The organism is Vibrio sp. MOR3 (assembly GCF_001557775.1).
In the GTDB taxonomy this organism is placed as follows: domain Bacteria; phylum Pseudomonadota; class Gammaproteobacteria; order Enterobacterales; family Vibrionaceae; genus Vibrio; species Vibrio jasicida.
On record NZ_LNRD01000004.1, the window covers coordinates 108,532 to 129,243 of the forward strand.

General features: G+C 46.2%; 21 protein-coding genes. 14 read left to right on the forward strand and 7 right to left on the reverse strand.

All coding sequences use genetic code 11. The features are described 5' to 3' along the window. The first annotated feature begins 86 nt into the window (after nucleotides 1–86). The gene (locus ATB76_RS10235; RefSeq protein ID WP_038871427.1) at nucleotides 87–782 is read left to right on the forward strand and encodes a VC0807 family protein; all 696 of its coding nucleotides are present in this window, start codon (nucleotides 87–89) and stop codon (nucleotides 780–782) included. Nucleotides 783–885: 103 nt separating this feature from the next. Here ATB76_RS10235 and ATB76_RS10240 read toward each other — a convergent pair whose 3' ends face one another. Beyond that, a complete protein-coding gene (locus ATB76_RS10240; RefSeq protein ID WP_038871430.1) occupies nucleotides 886–2,919 on the reverse strand; it encodes a TonB-dependent receptor in 2,034 nt (677 codons plus the stop codon). 275 nt (nucleotides 2,920–3,194) lie between these two features. Here ATB76_RS10240 and ATB76_RS10245 point away from each other — a divergent pair, with 275 nt between their 5' ends. The 3 genes from ATB76_RS10245 to ATB76_RS10255 all read left to right on the forward strand — a co-directional run bounded on the left by ATB76_RS10245 (nucleotide 3,195) and on the right by ATB76_RS10255 (nucleotide 5,326). Beyond that, complete coding sequence (locus ATB76_RS10245; RefSeq protein ID WP_061035120.1) at nucleotides 3,195–3,599, forward strand: AraC family transcriptional regulator; 405 nt, start codon at nucleotides 3,195–3,197, stop codon at nucleotides 3,597–3,599. Between the two features lie 60 nt (nucleotides 3,600–3,659). Then, nucleotides 3,660–4,049 carry a VOC family protein gene (locus ATB76_RS10250; RefSeq protein WP_038871435.1) on the forward strand — a complete coding sequence of 130 codons (390 nt, stop codon included), beginning with the start codon at nucleotides 3,660–3,662 and terminating at the stop codon, nucleotides 4,047–4,049. A 191-nt stretch (nucleotides 4,050–4,240) separates the two neighbouring features. Further along, a complete protein-coding gene (locus ATB76_RS10255; protein WP_042606333.1) occupies nucleotides 4,241–5,326 on the forward strand; it encodes a methyl-accepting chemotaxis protein in 1,086 nt (361 codons plus the stop codon). Nucleotides 5,327–5,402: 76 nt separating this feature from the next. Here the strand turns inward: ATB76_RS10255 and ATB76_RS10260 are convergent, their stop codons facing one another. Beyond that, nucleotides 5,403–6,329, reverse strand: coding sequence for a LysR substrate-binding domain-containing protein (locus ATB76_RS10260; RefSeq protein ID WP_061035121.1), 927 nt, complete (start codon nucleotides 6,327–6,329; stop codon nucleotides 5,403–5,405). Between the two features lie 114 nt (nucleotides 6,330–6,443). On the opposite strand from ATB76_RS10260, the gene ATB76_RS10265 reads away from it, so the two are divergent. After that, nucleotides 6,444–7,757 carry a 6-phospho-beta-glucosidase gene (locus ATB76_RS10265; RefSeq protein ID WP_061035122.1) on the forward strand — a complete coding sequence of 438 codons (1,314 nt, stop codon included), beginning with the start codon at nucleotides 6,444–6,446 and terminating at the stop codon, nucleotides 7,755–7,757. Between the two features lie 87 nt (nucleotides 7,758–7,844). On the opposite strand, the gene ATB76_RS10270 is transcribed toward ATB76_RS10265, so the two are convergent. Beyond that, on the reverse strand, nucleotides 7,845–8,858 hold the full coding sequence (locus tag ATB76_RS10270; RefSeq protein ID WP_061035123.1) for a zinc-dependent alcohol dehydrogenase family protein: 1,014 nt from the start codon (nucleotides 8,856–8,858) through the stop codon (nucleotides 7,845–7,847). A gap of 94 nt (nucleotides 8,859–8,952) precedes the next feature. After that, the gene (locus ATB76_RS10275; RefSeq protein ID WP_061035124.1) at nucleotides 8,953–9,552 is read right to left on the reverse strand and encodes a LysE family transporter; all 600 of its coding nucleotides are present in this window, start codon (nucleotides 9,550–9,552) and stop codon (nucleotides 8,953–8,955) included. Nucleotides 9,553–9,672: 120 nt separating this feature from the next. Here ATB76_RS10275 and ATB76_RS10280 point away from each other — a divergent pair, with 120 nt between their 5' ends. Continuing rightward, nucleotides 9,673–10,155 carry an Lrp/AsnC family transcriptional regulator gene (locus ATB76_RS10280; protein WP_045484344.1) on the forward strand — a complete coding sequence of 161 codons (483 nt, stop codon included), beginning with the start codon at nucleotides 9,673–9,675 and terminating at the stop codon, nucleotides 10,153–10,155. A gap of 23 nt (nucleotides 10,156–10,178) precedes the next feature. Here ATB76_RS10280 and ATB76_RS10285 read toward each other — a convergent pair whose 3' ends face one another. Continuing rightward, on the reverse strand, nucleotides 10,179–10,994 hold the full coding sequence (locus ATB76_RS10285) for a helix-turn-helix transcriptional regulator (protein ID WP_061035125.1): 816 nt from the start codon (nucleotides 10,992–10,994) through the stop codon (nucleotides 10,179–10,181). A gap of 84 nt (nucleotides 10,995–11,078) precedes the next feature. Here ATB76_RS10285 and ATB76_RS10290 point away from each other — a divergent pair, with 84 nt between their 5' ends. From ATB76_RS10290 to ompV, 8 genes are all read left to right on the forward strand, one after another. After that, a complete protein-coding gene (locus ATB76_RS10290) occupies nucleotides 11,079–11,321 on the forward strand; it encodes a hypothetical protein (protein ID WP_042605118.1) in 243 nt (80 codons plus the stop codon). Between the two features lie 55 nt (nucleotides 11,322–11,376). Further along, entirely contained in the window at nucleotides 11,377–12,069 is a 693-nt protein-coding gene (locus tag ATB76_RS10295; RefSeq protein WP_061035126.1) for an MOSC domain-containing protein, read from the forward strand. Between the two features lie 200 nt (nucleotides 12,070–12,269). After that, entirely contained in the window at nucleotides 12,270–12,776 is a 507-nt protein-coding gene (locus ATB76_RS10300) for a GNAT family N-acetyltransferase (protein ID WP_038879840.1), read from the forward strand. Nucleotides 12,777–12,913: 137 nt separating this feature from the next. Continuing rightward, nucleotides 12,914–13,693: a hypothetical protein gene (locus ATB76_RS10305; protein WP_038879843.1), complete on the forward strand. Its 780-nt coding sequence runs from the start codon at nucleotides 12,914–12,916 to the stop codon at nucleotides 13,691–13,693. 207 nt (nucleotides 13,694–13,900) lie between these two features. Next, nucleotides 13,901–14,911, forward strand: coding sequence for a LacI family DNA-binding transcriptional regulator (locus tag ATB76_RS10310; protein ID WP_038871463.1), 1,011 nt, complete (start codon nucleotides 13,901–13,903; stop codon nucleotides 14,909–14,911). Between the two features lie 137 nt (nucleotides 14,912–15,048). Beyond that, nucleotides 15,049–16,524 (forward strand): Na+/H+ antiporter NhaC, encoded by a 1,476-nt coding sequence (gene nhaC, locus ATB76_RS10315; protein WP_042600246.1) that lies wholly within the window; start codon nucleotides 15,049–15,051, stop codon nucleotides 16,522–16,524. A gap of 12 nt (nucleotides 16,525–16,536) precedes the next feature. Then, nucleotides 16,537–17,703 (forward strand): MalY/PatB family protein, encoded by a 1,167-nt coding sequence (locus ATB76_RS10320; RefSeq protein ID WP_061035127.1) that lies wholly within the window; start codon nucleotides 16,537–16,539, stop codon nucleotides 17,701–17,703. A gap of 187 nt (nucleotides 17,704–17,890) precedes the next feature. After that, entirely contained in the window at nucleotides 17,891–18,667 is a 777-nt protein-coding gene (gene ompV / locus ATB76_RS10325) for an outer membrane protein OmpV (protein WP_038871471.1), read from the forward strand. 60 nt (nucleotides 18,668–18,727) lie between these two features. Here ompV and ATB76_RS10330 read toward each other — a convergent pair whose 3' ends face one another. Next, nucleotides 18,728–19,966: a DEAD/DEAH box helicase gene (locus ATB76_RS10330; RefSeq protein WP_042600247.1), complete on the reverse strand. Its 1,239-nt coding sequence runs from the start codon at nucleotides 19,964–19,966 to the stop codon at nucleotides 18,728–18,730. A gap of 155 nt (nucleotides 19,967–20,121) precedes the next feature. Beyond that, the gene (locus ATB76_RS10335; protein ID WP_038871478.1) at nucleotides 20,122–20,664 is read right to left on the reverse strand and encodes a peroxiredoxin-like family protein; all 543 of its coding nucleotides are present in this window, start codon (nucleotides 20,662–20,664) and stop codon (nucleotides 20,122–20,124) included. Nucleotides 20,665–20,712 lie beyond the last annotated feature (48 nt).

Sequence of the window (20,712 nt, forward strand, 5' to 3'; positions counted from 1 at the left end):
GGGCTTTAAGGCTTTACATCTGGCGCAAGGAGTAGAACACTTCCCCCAAAGTAAAATTCAGCCGACATAGTAGAGTCAGTAAAGTTATGAGTAACACCACGGCGAAAAAGTCGAATCCATTATTCGAGATCCTGTTTAACGTCATCATTCCTTCATTCATTTTGATGAAGTTCAGTGGTGAAGAGCACCTAGGTACAGCATTGGCACTGGTTGTCGCTTTGATGTTCCCTTTGGTGTACGGCGGCATGGATCTTATCCGCAACAAGAAGTTTAACTTCATCTCGGCACTGGGCTTTATCAGCGTGCTATTAACCGGCGGTATCGGTTTGTTAGAACTAGACACGCGCTGGTTGGCATTGAAAGAAGCCTTAATCCCAGGTTTGATTGGTCTTGCTGTGTTGGGCTCAACCTTCACTCGCTACCCGCTTATGCAGAAGATGCTGTTGAATGACACGATTTTGAACCTACCGCTGATTAACGAGCGTTTGGTACAAAACGGAAAAACTCAAGCGTTCGAGCGCTGCTTGATGTCTTCAAACTACCTGTTCGCCAGCACATTCGCATTCTCATCAGCAATGAACTATTTCTTAGCAACGTGGATTGTAACCAGCCCAGCAGGTACAGCAGCGTTCAATGAAGAGTTGGGTAAACTAACGCTGTACAGCTACCCAATGATTGCGATCCCGAGCATGTTGATGATGTTTGGTATTTTCTACTACATCTGGCGCCAAGTTCGCGCAATGACATCGCTAGAGACTGAGCAGATTTTTCATACCAAATAATGCTCGTTCCGCCTTGATAGGTAAAGTGAGATAAAAAGAACCCCGATAGTTGATCACCAATTATCGGGGTTTTGTTTTTTTGGAGTGATTTAGTTAAGCGTGATTAGAAGCTGTAAGCCACAGACGCTTTAAAGTTACGACCCACTTCGTAGCTGGTGTATTTCACTGAACCCCAAGAGATACCAAAACCTGTGTGCTCTGAGTATAGCTTGTTGAACACGTTGTCGACCGCTAGGTTAACTGACAGGTCTTTCGCAAAGTCTGGTACGTACACTGCCCATAGGTTATGCGTTGCGAAACCAGGGCGTTCAACTTTCTCGCCATCTTCGTCTGTGTAGTCGTTACCCGGAACGAAGCGTGAATCCCAACCGAACACCACTTCACTGGTTACGTCGTACTTAAAGCCCGCCTTGATATTGTGAATACCCGTCTTGTTCATGTGGCTCGTCTTGCCGCTTTCTAGACTGGTTTGCTCACCATCAGAGTATGAGTGGTTTGCGTACAGGTCAAAATCTTCAATGCTGTAAGTAAATACGGTTTCTACACCCCAAACTTCTACATCATTTTGGTTAGCCAAGGTTCTGTTGTTCTTGGTCGGGTGCATTTGGTTATCCAGATCGTACTGGTATGCAGTGAAGCCAAGAATCGCATTATCCGCCACTAGCAAACCAGACATGTCGTAATCGAAACCCGCTTCGTAGTTGTTACCTGTCATGGCTTTGGTGTCTGCCTGAGTTACGTCAGCCGCCGCTTTCATAGTCAGTGTTTCAGGTAGTGAAGCGCCTTTGAATAGACGACCGTAACCAACACGCAGTCTTAGGTTATCTGTAGTTTGGTATTCACCTTGGAACTTAGGTGACAGCTGGTCGTATTTACCTTTAAATACACCACCCAGCTCATGTACGTCATAACGAAGACCGGTCACAAAACGGAAGTCATTAATTTCGAATGCGTCTTGAGCGTAGATTCCGTAAGCCGTTACTGTACCGCCGTCGATGTCGTAGTTCTTCGTCTCACCGAGTTTCGAACCCGACGTGTAATGACCAAGGCCAGAATCAACCCACTGCTCTGATTTGTAACCCTCGAAACCATAAGTCAACTCATGCTCGCCAACCCAAGAGATGTTGCGGATATCACCACCAATTGTCGTCACGTTGTACTCACGAGAAGGAATTGATAGGTCACCGTCTTTGGTGAATTCCCAAGCGCCATTCACTTGGTTCCAATCACCATACTCTTCAGTTAGCGCATCGCGATCCATGTACTGACGGTTGTAGTATAGGTTCGTCTTTAGGTTCACCAAGTCACTGCCATTGTCATAGCGATGCATGAACGTCACAGTATCTCGGTTAATCGAGTGGTAGTTGTGCTCATCATGTGCATACAGTGCACCCGCTTTCTCACCCGATAGCTGACGTTTACCACCGTCTTGGTACGTGTCGTAAGACAGTTTGAACTCGTTCGCGTCGTTTGGTACGAACACCACTTTCACCAAGCCAGACTTCAGCTTACCTTGCTTAGAAGTCACATCATCTTTACCCGGAATGTACAACTCACCGTCATCTGAGTAGTTCGCAATACCCATCAGTTGGAGCTCATCGTTCAGTTTCGCGTAAACCGCAACGTTCGTCGTGAAGCGTTCGTAAGCCGTTTGATACCCCGTTTTAACGCGAGCACCGATGCTTTCGTCTTCTGCAAGGAGGTCACTGGGATCTTTCGTTTCGTAGCTGAATGAGCCGTTAATTGCGCCCGCTCCCGACAGTACAGAGTTACCGCCTAGGGTGATTTCAGCAGATTTAAGCATGGCTGGGTCAAAGGTCTGATCGCCAGAGTGGTGGAATAACTGACCTTCTTGGCGTGCGCCGTCAATGGTGACAACCGAGTATTTGTCTTCCATACCGCGAATGTAAACCTTACGCGAGTAACGTGCGTTACCGTCAACCGTTACACTCGGCATGGTGTTCAGTATGTCTTTAATATCAGACGCTTGTTTTTGTTCTAATGTCTCTGAGTTGATTTCAGTTTGAACAAGTTGATCAAGAGCAGAACCGACAACGACGATGTTTTCGTCAGAAGCGTGAGCAGCAAAAGAGGCAATCGCAAAGGTGATGGCTGCGGAAAGTGACTTCAGTTTCATAATACTACTTATATTTTATAAACAATAACGAGGGAGCGCAGCATAATACATGAGCTTAATGATAATTAATCTCATTTACATTCTTTACGTTAATGAGCGATTTATTTTTAATCAGATCGAGCACATCACCACCAAATAATCCACATTTAGGAAGAAGGTTGGGATGAGGTATGAAAGGTATTTCGCGCAAGGTCGAGCACTTAACTCACTCGTTTGTTCAATCTTGCCGAAGCAATGTTAGACTCAATACGATGCTTTCAAAATGTGGAAATACGATGTCATCTCGCCCAAAGACCTTCTATGAACAAGAAATTGACCGCGTATACCGCGAGATGCCGTTGAGCCCAAAGCAGTTTCTCCTGATCAGACAATCCAAAGCGTTTATGGAAAAGCATTACTCGGAAAACATCGAATTAAACGACTTAGCCAAAGCCGCCTTTATGTCGCGCTTCCACTATGTACGGATTTTCAAACAGATGTATGGCGTGACGCCACGAAACTATTTGAGAGATATGCGGATTAAGAAAGCCAAAGCGCTACTCAAGGAAGGTAACTCGATCACGGATACTTGTTTTCAGGTTGGCTATGAGAGCTTAACCACATTTTCGAGTGTCTTTAGAAAGAGCACAGGTTACTCACCCAAAGCGTTTCAAAAAATGCAGAAAAGCAATCTAGAATAAGTTTTTGAGCCTCACTTTCAGTATCTTTTCCTCATCCAAACCCAGCAAAGGTAAATACCCGTGATCAGAATTTCCCTAACCAGCGTACCTGTGGACGATCAGGACAAAGCCCTCGATTTCTACACCAATGTTCTTGGCTTCATCAAAAAAACCGAAGTACCTATCGGTGAACATAAATGGTTAACAGTGGTTTCTCCGATTGAACAATCTGGGGTTGAATTGTTGTTAGAACCGATGGCGTTTGGACCAGCAAAAGTGTACCAAAATGCTCTCAAAGAAGCGGGGATTCCTTGGACTTCCTTTGCGGTCGATGATCTGCAGAAAGAATACGTGAGACTCTCTGAACTCGGCGTGGCTTTCTCTATAGAGCCAAGAGAAGCTGGCCCTGTAATGATTGCCGTACTCGATGATACCTGTGGGAATTACATTCAACTTATGCAGGAATTATAACGGCTTAAATTCGCGCCGTTTTTTAACAGAGAAGCCAAGCTCAACATCGTTTGACCTTGGCTTTTGTTGTTTAAATAAACCTTACTGAAAAAGTGTGATTCGGCTAAGCAAATATATGAATGTGATCGTGTATTCGATACTCAACTCGATTAGCATGCAATTTTTAACATCATGTTACATTTATAAAACTTATGTTTGGATTAAAACGAATCAAAGCCGACAATGAGGCGCTAAAGCAAGAGTTAGCAGACCTCAAACAAAAGTACCAAACTGACGTTGCTGCTCTGGAAAATCAGCTCCAAGAGACGCAACAACTTGTTCGCTCCGCTCAGCAAGAACACCACAATAGCGATGAGTTGATGTCGAGCAGTTTGAAAGGTGGAGACATGCTCCAAACCATTCGAACTGAGATGGTGGAGAGTGCGCAATCTATGGCGCACGAGAACCAAGAACTGCAACAACTAGATGAGATGTTTAAGCAAACACACCAAGCTCTCGCTCGTCTGGACAACCGAGCAGTGAAGATCAGTACTCAAGCTTCTCAAAGCATTGAATCAGTTCAAATATTAGATAAAACCGCCACTTCTATTTCCCTCCTAGTATCTACTATTCAAGAAATTTCTGACCAAACCAACTTGCTTGCTCTAAATGCCGCTATTGAGGCCGCACGAGCCGGTGAAGCAGGACGCGGATTTGCGGTGGTAGCCGACGAGGTAAGAAACCTTGCGGGCAAAGCGAGTGAAGCCAGTGAACAGATTGACTCGCTTGTGAATCAAGTACTCACGCAAGTAAATGCAATTAAAAGCTCGATTGATGAAAACCAAACGTGTGCAGAAGAAGTTTCAGCATCTTCAGCACAGATTGGCTCTATCGTGAACGAAGTCGTCGTGAAATCAGAGCACATGCAGCAAGTGATCCATATTGCTTCCACACGCGCTTTCTTGGATACCGTCAAGCTCGACCACGCAATTTGGAAGAACAACATCTATCGCTTACTGCAAAAAGGCTCGTTTGGAGAAACCGTTAATAGCCATTCAGAATGCAGGCTAGGCCAATGGTACTATCGAGGTGACGGTAAAGCGTATAGCCACCTAAGAAGCTATGCGTTACTTGAAGAACCACATAAAGGCGTGCATGACAGCGGACGTGAAGCGATGAGCCAAGCCAAATCAGGCAACATGGCTGGCATGGTGACCGCCATTAACGCCATGGAAGACGCCAGCGAACAAGTAGTCGTTCAGGTAGACCGCTTGATGGATGAGATTATCACGAGTTAATTACAGTGCTTGTTCCTCCTCCCTTCTCATCGAATGAATGAAGGGAGGAAGTTGGCCTTACCTTCCCTATCATCCCCTATTCATTCTTTGGCAATTTCGTCTCAAGCCATTCAATAAATGCAGCATTCTTTGGTCTGTGTTGTTGCCCGTTTAGACAGATCAAATCGTAGCCTCGATCTGCACTTACGCGCTCAAAAGGTGCCACTAGTTCACCGTTTTCTAAGCTGCTTTTCACTAAAGATTCACGGGCTATCCCTAACCCCATTCCGTTCTTAGCCGCTGTCATTGCCATATCGGCGTGATTAAACAAGTACGTTCTGTCCATCACGTTAAGTGTGTTGAGTAGCGGGTTAGATTGCTTATCCAGCCACATCGCCCATTCTTGATTGGGTTCACTCGCCTCTAATGATTCAGAGCAATGAATAAAAGTCACGCTGGCCAGCTGCTCAAGCAATGGTGCTGACCCAGTAAAATGGTCGTTAAAGTATTTGGGGCTACAAACCGGCAATAGCACTTCATCAAATAAACGCTGATGGTAAAACCCCGGATGTTCGCTATCGCTGTAGTAAATTGCGATATCGACGGGCTCATGCTGAAAGTCCAAACGGCTCGCTTTCACCCTCAGTTTTATATTGAGATGCGGATACAAACGTTGGAAATCTGGCAACCTTGGCAAAAGCCAACTCTGGGCGAACGTCGGCGCTGCTCCGATATATAACTCACCGCGCAGTTCATTGAACTTGATGTCTTCGAGCTCAGAGAAAATAACGTCGAACGATTGGTTTAATGCATGCAGTAATCGCTCACCCTCTTTGGTCAGTTCTAGCCGTCTCGTCATGCGCACAAACAAACTGAAACCCAGTTGCTCTTCTAATGATTTGATTCGCTGGCTCACCGCCCCTTGGGTAATGAAGAGCTCTTCCGCTGCTTTGGTAAAGCTAAGAAACTTACCTGCAATCGCAAAAGTATACATATTGGAGAGCATCTGCTGCTTTCTGTCCATTACTCGACCTTCTATAAATTAGCTGTACTAATCCATAGCAAGATTTGTTTGGTTTGTGAAGCTCATCAGGATGATTTTTAATCAAACTGTCTTATCCATAACGAGAACATCACGATGAAAAAGAATCTTAAAATTACCATCATTGGCGCAGGCTCTAGCTACACACCAGAGCTGATCGAAGGTCTGATCAAACGCAATAATGAACTGCCAATCGGCGAACTGTGGTTGGTTGATATTGAAGATGGTGCAGAGAAAGTCAGCATCATTGGCGACTTAACACGTCGCATGTTGGCTAAAAACGACATGTCGCATATTGATGTGCACGTCACTTTGGATCGTAAACCTGCTTTGAAAGACGCAGACTTTGTTTGTTCTCAATTTCGCGCTGGCTGCTTGGAAGGTCGAATCCGTGATGAACGTATCTCACTGAAGTACGGCATGATCGGTCAGGAGACCAACGGGTTAGGCGGTTTTGCCAATGCTTGTCGCACCATTCCTATCGCGCTGGAAATCTGTAAAGAGATGGAAGTGTTGTGTCCAGATGCTTGGTTGCTAAACTTTACCAACCCATCAGGCATGGTGACTGAAGCTATTCTCAAACACACCAAAGTGAAAGCGGTCGGTTTATGTAACGTGCCAGTGATCATGCAAAAAGGCATCGCCCAAATGCTAGGTGCTAACGAGCAAGAATTTGTACTGCAAGTTGCGGGTTTGAACCACTTTATCTGGGCACGCCAGATCCTGCACGAAGGTCGTGACAAACTGCAAGAAGTGGTCGAAGAGATCCTATCCGGCAACGATCCTTTGGTGCCGCAAAATATTCCTCCATTCGACTGGCCACAAGAGTTGCTGCGTAATATGGGGATGATCCCGTGTGCTTACCTGCGCTATTACTACACCAGCGAAGACATCATGAGCCAAGAGATTGAAGAAGCGAACGGCGAAGGTACTCGCGGTGAGGTGGTCAAAGCCATGGAGAAACGACTGTTCGATATCTACCGCAATCCAGAGCTCAACGAAAAACCAAAAGAGCTCGAAAAGCGTGGGGGTCAATACTACTCAGAAGCTGCCTGCGAGCTGATGAGCTCTATCTACAACGATAAGCGCACCATCATGCACGTAAACACCCGTAACAACGGTGCCATTGCAGGTTTACCTGACGATTGCGCGGTGGAAGTCAGCTGCATGATCACAAAATCGGGACCTGTGGCTTTAAACGTCGCGCCATTCCCAAGCGATACGCTGCGCTTGATCCAATTGATGAAAGACTTTGAATCACTAACGGTAGAAGCGGCTGTCACAGGCGACCGCAATGCCGCGCATCGAGCATTGATTTTGAACCCGCTCGTGACCACTGGGACGATTCTAGAAAAGGCTCTAGAAGAGACGATTGAAGCTAACCTCGACTACATGCCACAGTTCCGTTAATCCAAACAAAAACGCAAAAGGGATGGTGAATGCCATCCCTTTTTTATTCTTCAATATACCCAACAACCTCAAGGAGCTTGAATACAGTTACGACATGGTCAGAATGATTTTGCCTTGCAGCGTGACCGACTCATCTTCTATCAGCTCGAAGGCGCGTTGGAACTGTTCTAACGGAAGGTTGCAACCCACATCGAGTTGTATCTTGTGTTCCATAAAGTGTTCTAACATCTCAGCAAAGACTTGTTTTCGAACGGTCTTACCAACTGACTCTTCCCAATAGCGCAAAAAGAAGGTACTGAAGTCGATATTGTTCTGCTTCATACAAGCGAAGAAAGCTGGCTCATAAGGGGTGAGAGAAAGCGTTCCGTAATTAATATACGTTCCCGAATCACGCACAACTTGGATTAGTTCGGTGCCAAACTTGCCGCCAATGGCATCGAATACGAAATTGGGTTGCGGCAACTCTCGGGCATCAATTTGAGATTGCAGATCTTGCTTGCTATCTAACACTGCAATGGCGTCGTATGGATAACGCTCTGGCGCGGAGCTTATCGCAATTAAAGTAAATCCAAGTGAGTGAGACAACTGAGCGAAGATCTTACCAATCGCAGAATTGCCCGCGTTGATGATCACCACGTCATCTTTACCTAACTTGGCAACGTGAGTGGTGATCACCCAAGCCGTCAGGGCATTGATATACAACTGGCAAGCATAGCCGCTCTCAAGTTCTTCCGGCACTGCAAAGACATTCTCCGCAGGCGCATCGACATAGCTTTGCCAAGCCCCACTCTGTGCCACCAGCACCTTTTGCCCGATGTGAAATTCGGTTTGATGCGGATCGTTTATCTCAACCACACGCCCTACCGCTTCAAACCCTGGCACTCGCGGCGGTACATGGGTACGACGATACTGCCCTACTCCCTGAATCGACAATCGGTCACTTGGATTGATGTTCGTGGCTTCGATTTGCACGCGAACTTTACCCAAAGCGAGTGGCTCTAGCTCAACATGCTCCAACACCAACGATTCACTTGGCGAACCAAAGCTCAGTTGATTAACGCGAGTGTTTGTCTTATGCGAGTTGGTCTTGGTTAAGCTCATTGGATACCACAGGATTGTTACAGGGAATATGGCGCGCCATAGGGAAACGGGTATATAACGTTTTCTCGGCGCGCACGTCAAATTAGATAAGAGCTTAAACGGGCTGACTCAGCATAAACACCACTACTAACGCTAGGCTGCTGCCCATGCATCGGTTTACCCACACTACCTTTTGTGGTGACTGAATAAAACGGTTTAATACGGTGCCAAAGTACGCCCACGCAAACATCCCCAGCACACCGGTTCCCACCATCACGCTAATGATGATCACCACTTGAGTTAGGTAATCATTGTTTGGCGAGATAAATTGAGAGAACACCGTCAGTGACGCAACCCAACTTTTTGGATTAAGGATTTGCACCCAAACGCCAGATAAAAAGCCGGACTTTTTCGCATTCGAATCATTATCGAGTTCCATTGTGGCAATCGACCATGCGAGATACAGCAGGTACGCCGCACCAATCCACTTTAACGCCGTGTACAAATCTGGGTAAAGGGTAAACAAACTGACAAGCCCCACACTTGCCCCAACCAACATGATGATCACCCCGACTGCATTGCCCAATACAAATGGCACGGTCGCAGAAAAACCATATCGGCTAGAAATACCTAACAGCGCGACGTTGCCTGCTCCCGGCGTTAAAGAAATAGAAACGGCAAACAACAATAATGCCGCCAACAATTGAGCACTCATGCACTCTCTCCCAAAAAGTAATCAACAAAGATGGGAACAGTCTAACGATTTGGGTAGAAAGAAAATTGCTATCTGCGCTACGATAAAAGCCAATTTGAGCAGACCATTTCTAAAATAATCATGAAAAAGAAAGAATCCACCAACTTTGAATTGGATAGTACCGATTTCGCCATTCTTGACCATATTCAGAAAGATGGTCGCATGAGTAACTCTAAGCTTGCCGAGACCGTTAACCTGAGTGAAACGCCCTGCTGGCGACGCTGGAAAAAGATGGAAGAGGAAGGCTACATTGAGGGTTATGCAGCAAAGCTGAACCGCAAAAAGCTCGGCTTTCAAGTCTCTGGTTTTACGCTGGTGACACTAGGCAGTCACGAGGTAGAAAACACCACACCTTTTGAAGACTTTGTCGCAGAAACCGATTGGATCTTAATGTGTCACTGCATTGCAGGTAGCGCAGATTACATGGTGCAAGTGGTGGCGAGAGACTTAGACGAATACTTTGACCACATCAGTGCCATTCGCCGCGTGAAAGGCATCAGCGCCATTCAATCCAACGTCTCAGTTAAGGAAATCAAGAGTACATTCCAATTGCCGTTGGATTAATATGATGGGCAAGATTGGACTCGCTATCCCCTTCTACCATTCACGCGAAACTGCTGTGGGGTGACATCAAAATAGGCTTTAAACGCTTTGATGTAAGAAGAGTCGTTTTGATACCCCACTTGATCGGCAATGCTTTGGATCGAGAGCTCTTCGTCCAGCAAAGAGAGCGAATAAATCAGCCGAATTTGTTGCCGCCAAAGTTGAAACGAGGTGTTGAACTCTTTGGAGAACAAGCGCGACAACGTTCGTTCGGATGCACCGACTCTCTCTCCCCACTGTCTGAGTGACCAATCCAATGCCGGCGTGTCGGTCAACGCTTCGAATATCAACTTTAAGCGTCTGTCTTCAGGCAGCAGTAACTGAAAGGTCTGCACGTTGTCTTTCATGATTTGATCATGCAACACGCCAAGCAATCGTGATACTTCCTCATCACTCACGAGCCCTTCGCATTGACGGCGTATTTCCTGTAGCAGCTCGTTCAAGAAAGGAGTGAGAGTGATGGTTCTAACTTGATGCTCGTGCTCAGTACCAAACTCAGGGTTCAGATAGATACCGACAAATGTCGTATGGCTTAGCGCAATGGATTCATGTTGAATACCCGCAGGTACAAACAGCGCAGAGGTATGGGGCACAAGGTGCTGGTAATGATCGGTTTTGGTTTGTAATAACCCTTTGATAGGGAAGATGACTTGATGCCACGTGTGTTGGTGCAGCGTATCAATGTAACCTTTGGGCATATCGATGGTCTTAACCAGTGCCGGTGAGTGGGGATTGGCAGCCATCATCTCATTCGAGGTCATGACACCGGAGTGAGAATCGATTTGGCGGGTTGGCATCATTAACTGTCCTTACATCCCTACACTGACACAAGCTCACTAGGCTATCATGCTCGGCAAAGTGAATGAAGCCGTGAGGTGCGACGTATGCGATATCAAGTTGAAATATCCAAAGAAAACCAACTCTTATTCAAAGTCGATATTGATAACATCAACCAAGACAAGTGCGAAGCATCGCTCGAAACCGTGTTAACCAAGTTTCCTAAAACGGAAGGTTATCAACGCCATGTGTTAGTTTCAGATAGCGAAACGCGTTACTTAAAAAGCACAGAAAAGCGCATTGAAATACTGGCAGCGATTCCGGTATTTAAGTCATTAGGCGAACGCTAGCGTGGTCTTGTCTCACGCTGTTTGGCAAATCAGTTTTAGGTAATAAGGAAAGAATATGAAGAAGTTAGGCGTAGTTAACAGCGTATTAGCAGGTAAAACCGTTGCCTTTGCACACGGTGCGAAAAGTGCGATTAACAAACAGATTCTACCGCAGCGTCAGCACGCAACAGAACTGGGTTTCACCAATGATGAGCAAGGCGATCCGCGCTTTCATGGTGGGATTCAAAAAGCTCTTCATATTTACCCAAGCGAGCACTATCCGGTTTGGCAGAAAGAGTTAGGCGATAAAGCGATTTTCCAATCAGCTGGCGCGTTCGGTGAAAACCTAAGCTCAAGTGGCGTAACAGAAGAATCCATTTGCTTGAAAGATAAAATCCGCATCGGCTCAACCTTGCTGGAAGTATCACAAGGGCGCATGCCTTGCTGGAAACTCAACGTCCGTTTCGAGCAAAACGACATGGCTAGAAGACTGCAAGACACGCTTCGAACGGGCTGGTACTTCCGAGTGTTGCAAGAAGGCGATATCGGCGCAGGTGACGAAATTATTCTGTGCGAAAGACCTTACCCAGACTGGTCATTGGCTCGCATCATGGGCGCGGTGTTTACTGGTTGCCTAGATAAATCAGAGCTAAGCCAACTGGCAGGACTTCCATTGGTTGAATCTTGGGGCAAGCTTGTTGAACGCCGCCTAGAAACCGGTGAAGTCGAAGATTGGGAAATGCGTTTGGTTGGTCCGACTGCGGGTTAATTCCCGTTTTGACTCCCCGATAGATCGGAGCGTATCCCTTCCAATATTAGCCCCACAACCAAGTCAGTGGGGCTTTTGCTTTTTAGCCGTTCAATACAGCAAATCTGTATTGAAGCTGGAGCTTAGCAATTAACAAAGGTTAATGAATCGCGCACAAATACGCTTTATGTTGTACCCAAAATAATACAAGGGGAAGCATGATGCTCGAATGGAGAATTAAGAAATTCGCAGATCTGTCTGTTCAAGAGCTTTACGATTTTTTGCAGCAAAGAGTCAATATTTTCATCGTGGACATGAACACGCCATACAGCGATTTGGATGGTAAAGATAACCATCCCGACACCTACCACGTGATGGGATATGACAACGAACATCTGGTGGCTTATAGTCGCATTATGCCTCCGAAACTCGGATACCCTATTGACGTTTTACCCTTGCTGAACTCTGATGCCAATGACGTGTGTATTGGTCGCGTTATCGTCGCAGAGGACTACAGAGGGAAAAACATCGGTAACCAATTGATGCAAGTGAGTTTCGATGCCACAAGAAAGATCTACCCGACCGACAGCATTTTTATATCCGCACAAGCACATTTGAAAGACTACTATGGCAAGTTCGGCTTCGATGTTGTCACCGATAGCTACTTGGAAGATGGATGCGCCATGTTGGGTCTGAGGCACATTCCGAAAGTTATCTGCTCAGCATAAAAACAACATCAACTCATTGTAAATATGAAAAGAATAAAGGCAGACAGAATTTCAATGATTGGTATTTAGCATTTACTCACCTTTGATCGATGGGGCAAAATCAGCGCTCAATAACGGAATATCAAAAAGGAGTAAAAGTGGAAGATTTCTATATCGATCACAAAGGGTTAGCAGCATATTTCGAGATTCAGTGGCTTGATAAACTTCGACAAAACGGCGTGAGCAAACTGCTTGATAGCCAGTCTAAGTCAGTGCCAGATTGGTTTGTCTCTTCAAGCCACTCGAAAGACGTCGCGCAGTTTGTTGTTGAAGCTCTCGGTAGTGAAAACCTTTCTCCTAAAAGCCTATTAGAAGTGGGACCTGCTCTCGGGAGAAACTGTTATGAATTGATAACCAACATACCAAGTATCAATTCGGCTACGCTCGTAGAACCTTCTCATCGTTTGTTATCAAACTTGAAACAGCTACTGATCGATGGGGGAGAGTGTGACTTCCACTATATTAAGAGCTTAAAAGAGCAAAAGCATTTCACATTTGATGCATCTTCAATAGCCAAAGCTTGTGACCATGTGAATTTTTCTCTCATCGAAGCACCTTTTGAAAGTGGCGTGGTCGCGGAGCAGCACGATTTAAGTCTTTGCTTGAATGTACTGGATCAATGTGACTCCCCTAAAACGGTCGTGGAAGCATTAATGGACGCAACGGCTCCTAATGGTGTTTTGGTTTTAGCCTGTACCTATCAGTGGAGCAAAAAACATTTAAAAGATGAGACTGAAGCAGTTGACGATATAAACGATTATTTTGGCCATGGTTGGACTCCATTATCCGAAGTTGAGCACGAGTATAAAATCAGATTCAACGAGAGATACTCTCTCCTTTTCTTGTCTCATATCGTCGCCTATAAAAAGATTGGCTAATAGATAAAGAAGCCACGCACCCGATATCGTCAGGTTCGTGGCTTTTTTGTTTCTCCTATCTTGTTGAATTAATAAAACAAGATAGGAGCGCTTTTTTCTAAAGTTCTATCCTTTGAACTTACTAACATAACCAACAATTAATAGCCGCTACACTCTGCCTCATATCCTCCCTTTCAATTCACCCTGTTACTCTCTTGGAGAAATCTAGTGGCAACCATGAAAGACGTCGCGGACATGGCTGGTGTCTCTACGGCAACAGTCTCGCGTGTTATCAATCGCACCAGTTATGTTGAACCAGTAACGCAAGAGCGAGTCGAACGCGCCATTAAAGAGCTCAACTACCGCCGAGATGCGCGAGCAACAGCGCTAGCGAACCGCAGCAATAATACGCTTGGCCTATTAACTGGTAACTTAGCCGATCCGTTCTTCGCTTTGATCGCCAAAAGTGTAGAAGAAGTGGCTCGTGCCAATGGTTGCCAGTTGGTCGTGGTCAGCGGCGGGCACAATGCGCAACGAGAAAAAGAAGGGCTCGACTTTCTCATCAGCCAAGGTTGTGAGGCGATGGTCGTGCACTCAAAAATGCTCGATGACACCACGCTTATGCAATACGCAGCACAGCTTCCGGCGATGGTGTTACTCAACCGCACCATTGCACAAATCTCCAATCGTTCAGTCTGGGTAGACAACCGAGTCGGTGCGCGAAAATCGGTCGAATATTTGATTCAGCAAGGTCATCGCAAGATCGCCTGTGTCACCAGTGACTTACCCATTGAAGATCGAACCGACCGCCTTGAAGGTTATCGAGACGCAATGAATGCAGCCAATTTAGCTATCCCAACAGGTTGGGTAATCAACCAAAACTTCAGTGAGTCTGGAGGAGAGGAAGCAGGTCGCCAACTTATTCAATCCTGTCCGGGAGTCACTGCGGTAGTCACATTTAACGACGTAATGGCAGCAGGCTTAATGGCAAGTTTGCATGAGCAGGGCTTCACGGTGCCAGATGATATTTCCGTGGTTGGATTTGATGATGTGTTGCTTGCACGCTACCTCTATCCACGATTGACCACCATGCATAACCCAATTGACGAAATGTCGACTTATGCAGCGAAATTAGCACTAAACTTAAGTAAAGACGGCTATTCGCCACCAAACCTGCATCAATTTGAAGCAAGCTTAGTCAGCAGGCAAACCGTCAAAGCAATACAAAAGATCGGATAAAATTGTGATGAACCTTACATTCGCACACCTCATGTAAGCGCTTACATGAAAACAACACACCGCTCTCATTTTGCCTATTATGTGACCGTTATTATCCATTTCGAACAAACCCTACATCGATCCTGAGGATAAATAACATGACAAATTCTAAGCCTCTGCCGTCGTTCGGATTAGCACTCGCCCCTATTGCGGTGATGTTTGCACTTCTGGCTGTCGGATACGGAATACTCGGACTTCGCATTGAAGTTCTGTTGCTGATTTCAGCTGCCTTTACTGGTCTTATCGCGTGGAAGATCGGTTACAACTGGGATGACATCATTAACGCCATCGTAGAAAAACTGGCCAAAGCGATGCCAGTCATTCTGATTTTGGTCTCGGTTGGTGGTTTGATTGCCAGCTGGATGGTCAGCGGCACAATCCCTTACATGGTTTACTGGGGACTTAAAGTCATCAGCCCTGAATACATTCTTATTGCCGCTTTCTTTGTGACCAGTGTCGTTTCCGTTTGTACCGGCACGTCTTGGGGCTCAGCGGGGACCGTTGGTGTCGCACTAATGGGTGTTGCGGCAGGACTTGATGTATCGCTCGCAGCTGCGGCTGGTGCAGTGGTATCTGGCGCGTACTTTGGTGACAAAATCTCACCGTTATCAGATTCAACCAACTTTGCGCCTGTCGTTTCAGGCACCACCTTGTACGAACACATTCAACACATGCTTTACACCACTCTGCCGGGTTTTGTGATTGCGTCTGTCGTCTTCTTCTTTGCGGGTCAAAGCGCTGATATCGCGAACATTCACGAGCCAGAGAAAGTTGTTCAAATCATCTCGGGCTTAGATAATCTATACAACTTCAACATTCTACTTCTTATCCCGCCAGTGATGATCCTGTGGGGCGCGTTAACTAAGAAGCCAGTTCTGCCATTGATGCTTGGCGCATCGGCTATCGCGATTGTTTTAGGCATGTTTTTCCAAGACTTCACACTAAAACAAGGCTTCCAAGCTTACGTAGACGGCTTCAACCTAGCCATGTTTGAGGCAAACGGTCACAGCGTAAATGGCTTAGTGCCAGATATCACCAAACTGCTTAACCGTGGCGGTCTGTTCTCAATGATGAGCACGATTCTACTAGTATTCTGTGCCTTTGCCTTCGCTGGTATTTTGAGCCTAACTGGCGCACTAAACGTGGTACTAGGCAAATTCCTACATGCGATTCACACCACAGGTCAGCTGATTGCTTCGACCGTTGTGGCAACCATCACTGTGGTTTTCACCACTTCTGACGGCAAGCTAGCGCTGTTGATTCCGGGTGAGTTGTTCCAAAACGCTTACCGAAAAATGGGATTAGACACGAAGAACCTGTCTCGAACCATCGAAGATGCCGGCACCATTATTGAACCATTGGTTCCTTGGACAGCCGCAGGTATCTATATGGCGGGTACGCTAGGCGTGGCAACGTTGGATTACCTACCATGGGCGATTCAATGTTACACAGGCGTGATCTTCGCTCTGATTTATGGCTTCACTGGCTTTGGTATCGCAAAAGCCAAGCCAGAACAAAACGAACAACAGATTGCTGAAGAGCATTCAAATACACCAGCAGTAGAAACAAAATAAGGTAAATCATTGATGAACGCTTTCGACCAAATTCTGAACCGCAAGGAAAGTGGCTCTGTTAAATGGGACTTTATGCAACAAAAGCTGGGATTGGCTGGCACGGATTTACTCCCGATGTGGGTATCCGATTACGATTTTAAAGCGCCGCAAGTAGTATTAGACGCGCTACAACAACGTGTTGAGCATGGAATTTTTGGTTACGCAGAACGCGATGATACGTACTACCAAGCTACGATCGATTGGTATCAAAACCAGCATGGTACCCACGTTGAGCGTGAGTGGATCACTACGGTACATGGCGTACTTCCTGGACTCGCGATGGCATTGCAAATGCTCACCGAAAAAGGTGATGGCATCGTGATGCAGAGTCCGGGATATGGCTCCTTCCGTAAGATCATTGAATTCAACGATCGTGTTGTCGTAGAGAACCCACTGACGGAAACCAAAGGCGACTATCAACTCGACTTTGATCATCTCGAAACCTGCTTTGCTAATGGCGCAAAAGCAATGATCTTCTGTAACCCACATAACCCAACAGGGCGAGTTTGGTCTGAAAGCGAAATGACAAAGGTTGCCGAACTGTGTGAACAGTACCAAGTTTGGCTGCTGAGTGATGAAATATGGGGCGATTTAGTGGTTGGCGATGCGGAGTACTACTCTGCTTTACGTCTTCCAAAAAATCTTACAAAACGTCTGATAGTAGCTACGGCTGCAAGTAAGACGTTTGGTTTGTCTTCACTGCGAATCTCTAACTTTATGATTCCAGATGAATCACTCCGAGCACAGTTTACTCGCCGATTAGATGCTCATGGTATGGACGTGTTCAATAGCCTATCGATGAGTGCAGCGACTGTTGCTTATCAAGAGTGCTCTAATTGGTTGATGGACTTAAAAGACTACTTGCGAGCTAATATCGCCAAACTTGATCAGTTTGTACAAACGGAACTGTCAGAGGTGAAATTTATCGCCCCACAAGCAGGCTACTTGGCTTGGTTAGATTGCCGCGCATTCAACCTGACCGACGCCGAGCTGGAGCAAAAATTTGTCGCCGCAGGGCTTGTCCCGAGCATGGGTATCGCTTTCGGTAAAGAAGGTTCTGGCTTTGTTCGCCTTAATCTAGGCTGCCCAGCAGGCACACTGGATGAAGCCTTGGTAAGAATCAAACACGCACTAAACTAGCCATACAAACAACCGATATAACAAAGCCACGCTTTTCATGTTAAGGCGTGGCTTTTTGTTTCCCTTTCCCCAGACTGCACAGACAACACTTCCCTAAAGCCATCATTACACTTCCATACGTTCTGCTGATAGAAGGTTACACATTTGTTTTGTACACTGTTCAAAACCAAATAATTAGGACAGCATAATGAACAAAACACTCATCGCGTTAATCACTTTAACAGCAGCAGGAACAGCAACAGCGGGTGACACTTACATTCGTAACGGTAACATCTACAACAACGAAGGCGGTTGGATGGTCGAAGCTGGCGTAGTGCAAGCCAGTGATCTTTTCAAAGACCAAAAGCACAATACAGCACCAGTGTTAAACGGTGGCTATCACGGTGAAGATTTCAACGCTGATCTTGGTGGCATCAACTACCGCTTTCTTGGTGAAACTAACGAATTGTTAAACATGAGTGCTTATGTGGTGGGCAGTGGCGTACCTCGCGATAGCGATGTAGCGAAAAGCTTAAAAGGTACTAAGCGTCGTGATTTTGCGGTCGATTTAGGTTTAAACGCAGACTTCACACTCGATCCAAACAACGTGATTTCAACTTACCTACAACACGATGTTTCCGGTGCCTATAAAGGCTTCCAAGGTGGTGCGACTTACTTCCACATCATGAACATCGGCAATGCTGATTTCGTACCATTTGCGAGCGTGTCTTACCAAAGCGAAGACTATGTAGATTACTACTTCGGTGTCACAGACAAAGAAGCACGCGCAAACCGCAAAGCTTACAAAGGCGAAGCTACGGTAAACTATGGTTTAGGCTACAAACTGGTTGTGCCAATCACCGATAACTGGCAAATCAGCCAAGTATCACAATACACGCGCCTAGGGAGTGGCATCAGTGATTCTTCTATCGTAGAGAGCGCAAACCAATGGACAGTTGGCGCGACCGTTTCTTACAACTTCTAGTCTCTTTCCGTTAATAGAAAAAGCCATCATCACGATGGCTTTTTGTTTGTTTAGCTTGGTTTATTTAGCTTTGGGCGCTTGGCGTTTCGGTTTTCCTTGAAACTGCTTAATGCTCTTTTTGGCATTGGTTCGGCGATTGGCTTTTTTATCGCGTGGGGCGCGTTTGCTTTCGCCTGTTGATGGCTTATCCGTAACAGGGAAACCTTCAAGATCTTGCGTTGGCAATTCACGTTGAGTCAGGTTACGGATCGCGGTAAGAGCTTCGGCTTCGCCATGGCAGACCAGCGACATTGCGACACCTTGCTCGCCTGCACGGGCTGTACGTCCAACTCGGTGAACGTAAGTCTCTGCGTGCATTGGCAACTCAAAGTTAATCACCACGGGCAGTTGTTCAATATGAATACCGCGCGCCAACAAATCGGTGGCAATCAATACCTGTGTTTGCCCCGACTTAAACTGCGCCAACGCTTCTTCTCGCTCTGCTTGGCTCTTATTGCCGTGCAACGCATTGGTTGAGATTCCAGCTTTACTGAGTTTTTTCGCTAGACCATCGGCATTCTCTTTGGCGCCAATAAATACCAATACCTGCGTCCACGTATTTTGCTTGATCAGTTCAATCAACGCTTTGGTTTTGCTGCCTTTGTTGACGAGATACAGCGTTTCGGCAATATCTTGATTGGTGCTGTTTTCTTGATGTGCTACTACTTGTTTTGGCGCGTGCATGAGCTGCTTGGCTTTGCCCTTCAACTCATCAGAAAACGTTGCTGAGAACATCGCGGTTTGACGCTGGTTTGAAATCTGCCCGGCAATATTTTGCACGTCAGGCCAAAAGCCCATATCCAACAAGCGGTCCGCTTCATCCAACACTAGGTAATGAATATTACTCAGGTCCAAACCGTTGTTCGCCAGATCGACTAAACGGCCTGTTGTCGCCACAAGAATTTGAGGGTCTGCCGCAAGAGCTTGTAGTTGTTGTTCTTTATCAACGCCACCACACAAACACACCGCGTTGAGACCAACAGATTGACCAACTTGGTTAATCGCCTCACTCACTTGTGTCGCCAGCTCACGTGTTGGTATCAGAATTAGCGCTTTTTGCTCTGGACTTACACTTAGCTTTTCCAACAAAGGCAAGCCATAAGCAAGGGTTTTGCCGCTGCCCGTGTTTGCTAATGCCAACACATCTTTACCACTGAGTAGCTCAGGAATGGCCAAAGCTTGAATATCGGTTGGCTTCTTGAAATCTTTTGGCAGTGCGTGAATCAGCTCAGAACTCAAAGAGAGAGTAGAAAATGGCATTAGCTTAACCTTGTGCTTTTGATTGAAGAGGCAGTAAAAGATGCGGTAAATCGCAGGCGCGGACTTTACCACAATCTAGGAGACGAACAATCCAATTTTAGAAGAGGAAGTTTGTGAACGTCATTGGTTTTTAATGCCTCAAACCAAAACAGTGATTAGATTGCCGCTTGGTAAGTACCACGAATAGGGTAATCGTTTTCTGGGTTACGGATAAACGCCAATCCTGAGAGCAAGACTTCTAGGTCAGGTCGAGCGAATGGACCGTTGGAAATATCGACTAACTGAACTTGTCCTTTACTATTCACCACAAACAAACCTGGCTCTGCAAAGAGATGGTCTGTCTCTTTTTCTGAGCGAGGCTCCGAGATATACAAACCAAGCGTTTGCATCTGCTCTACTGTCAGACCATAAGCGACCGGGAACGTGACGCTCAGTTGATCCTTATGCTGCTCTAGCTGTACTTGGCTATCTGCGGACACCGCCACGATATCCATCCCGAGTTGTAAGAATCGTACTTTTAGTGTCTCTAGTTGGTTGAGATAGCGAGTACACAAAGGGCAATGTTTGCCGCGGTAAACCACCACTAAGCGCCAATCGACATTCTCAGAAGGTGTACCCAGCTCGATAGTTTCGCCACTTAGCGTTGGCAGAGTGATAGAGGGAAACAAATCACCTGCGGTAAATTTCGTCGTTGTCATTATTCAGTCCTATTTACTTCACGTTGTTTAAGATAAAACGAGCGCGAC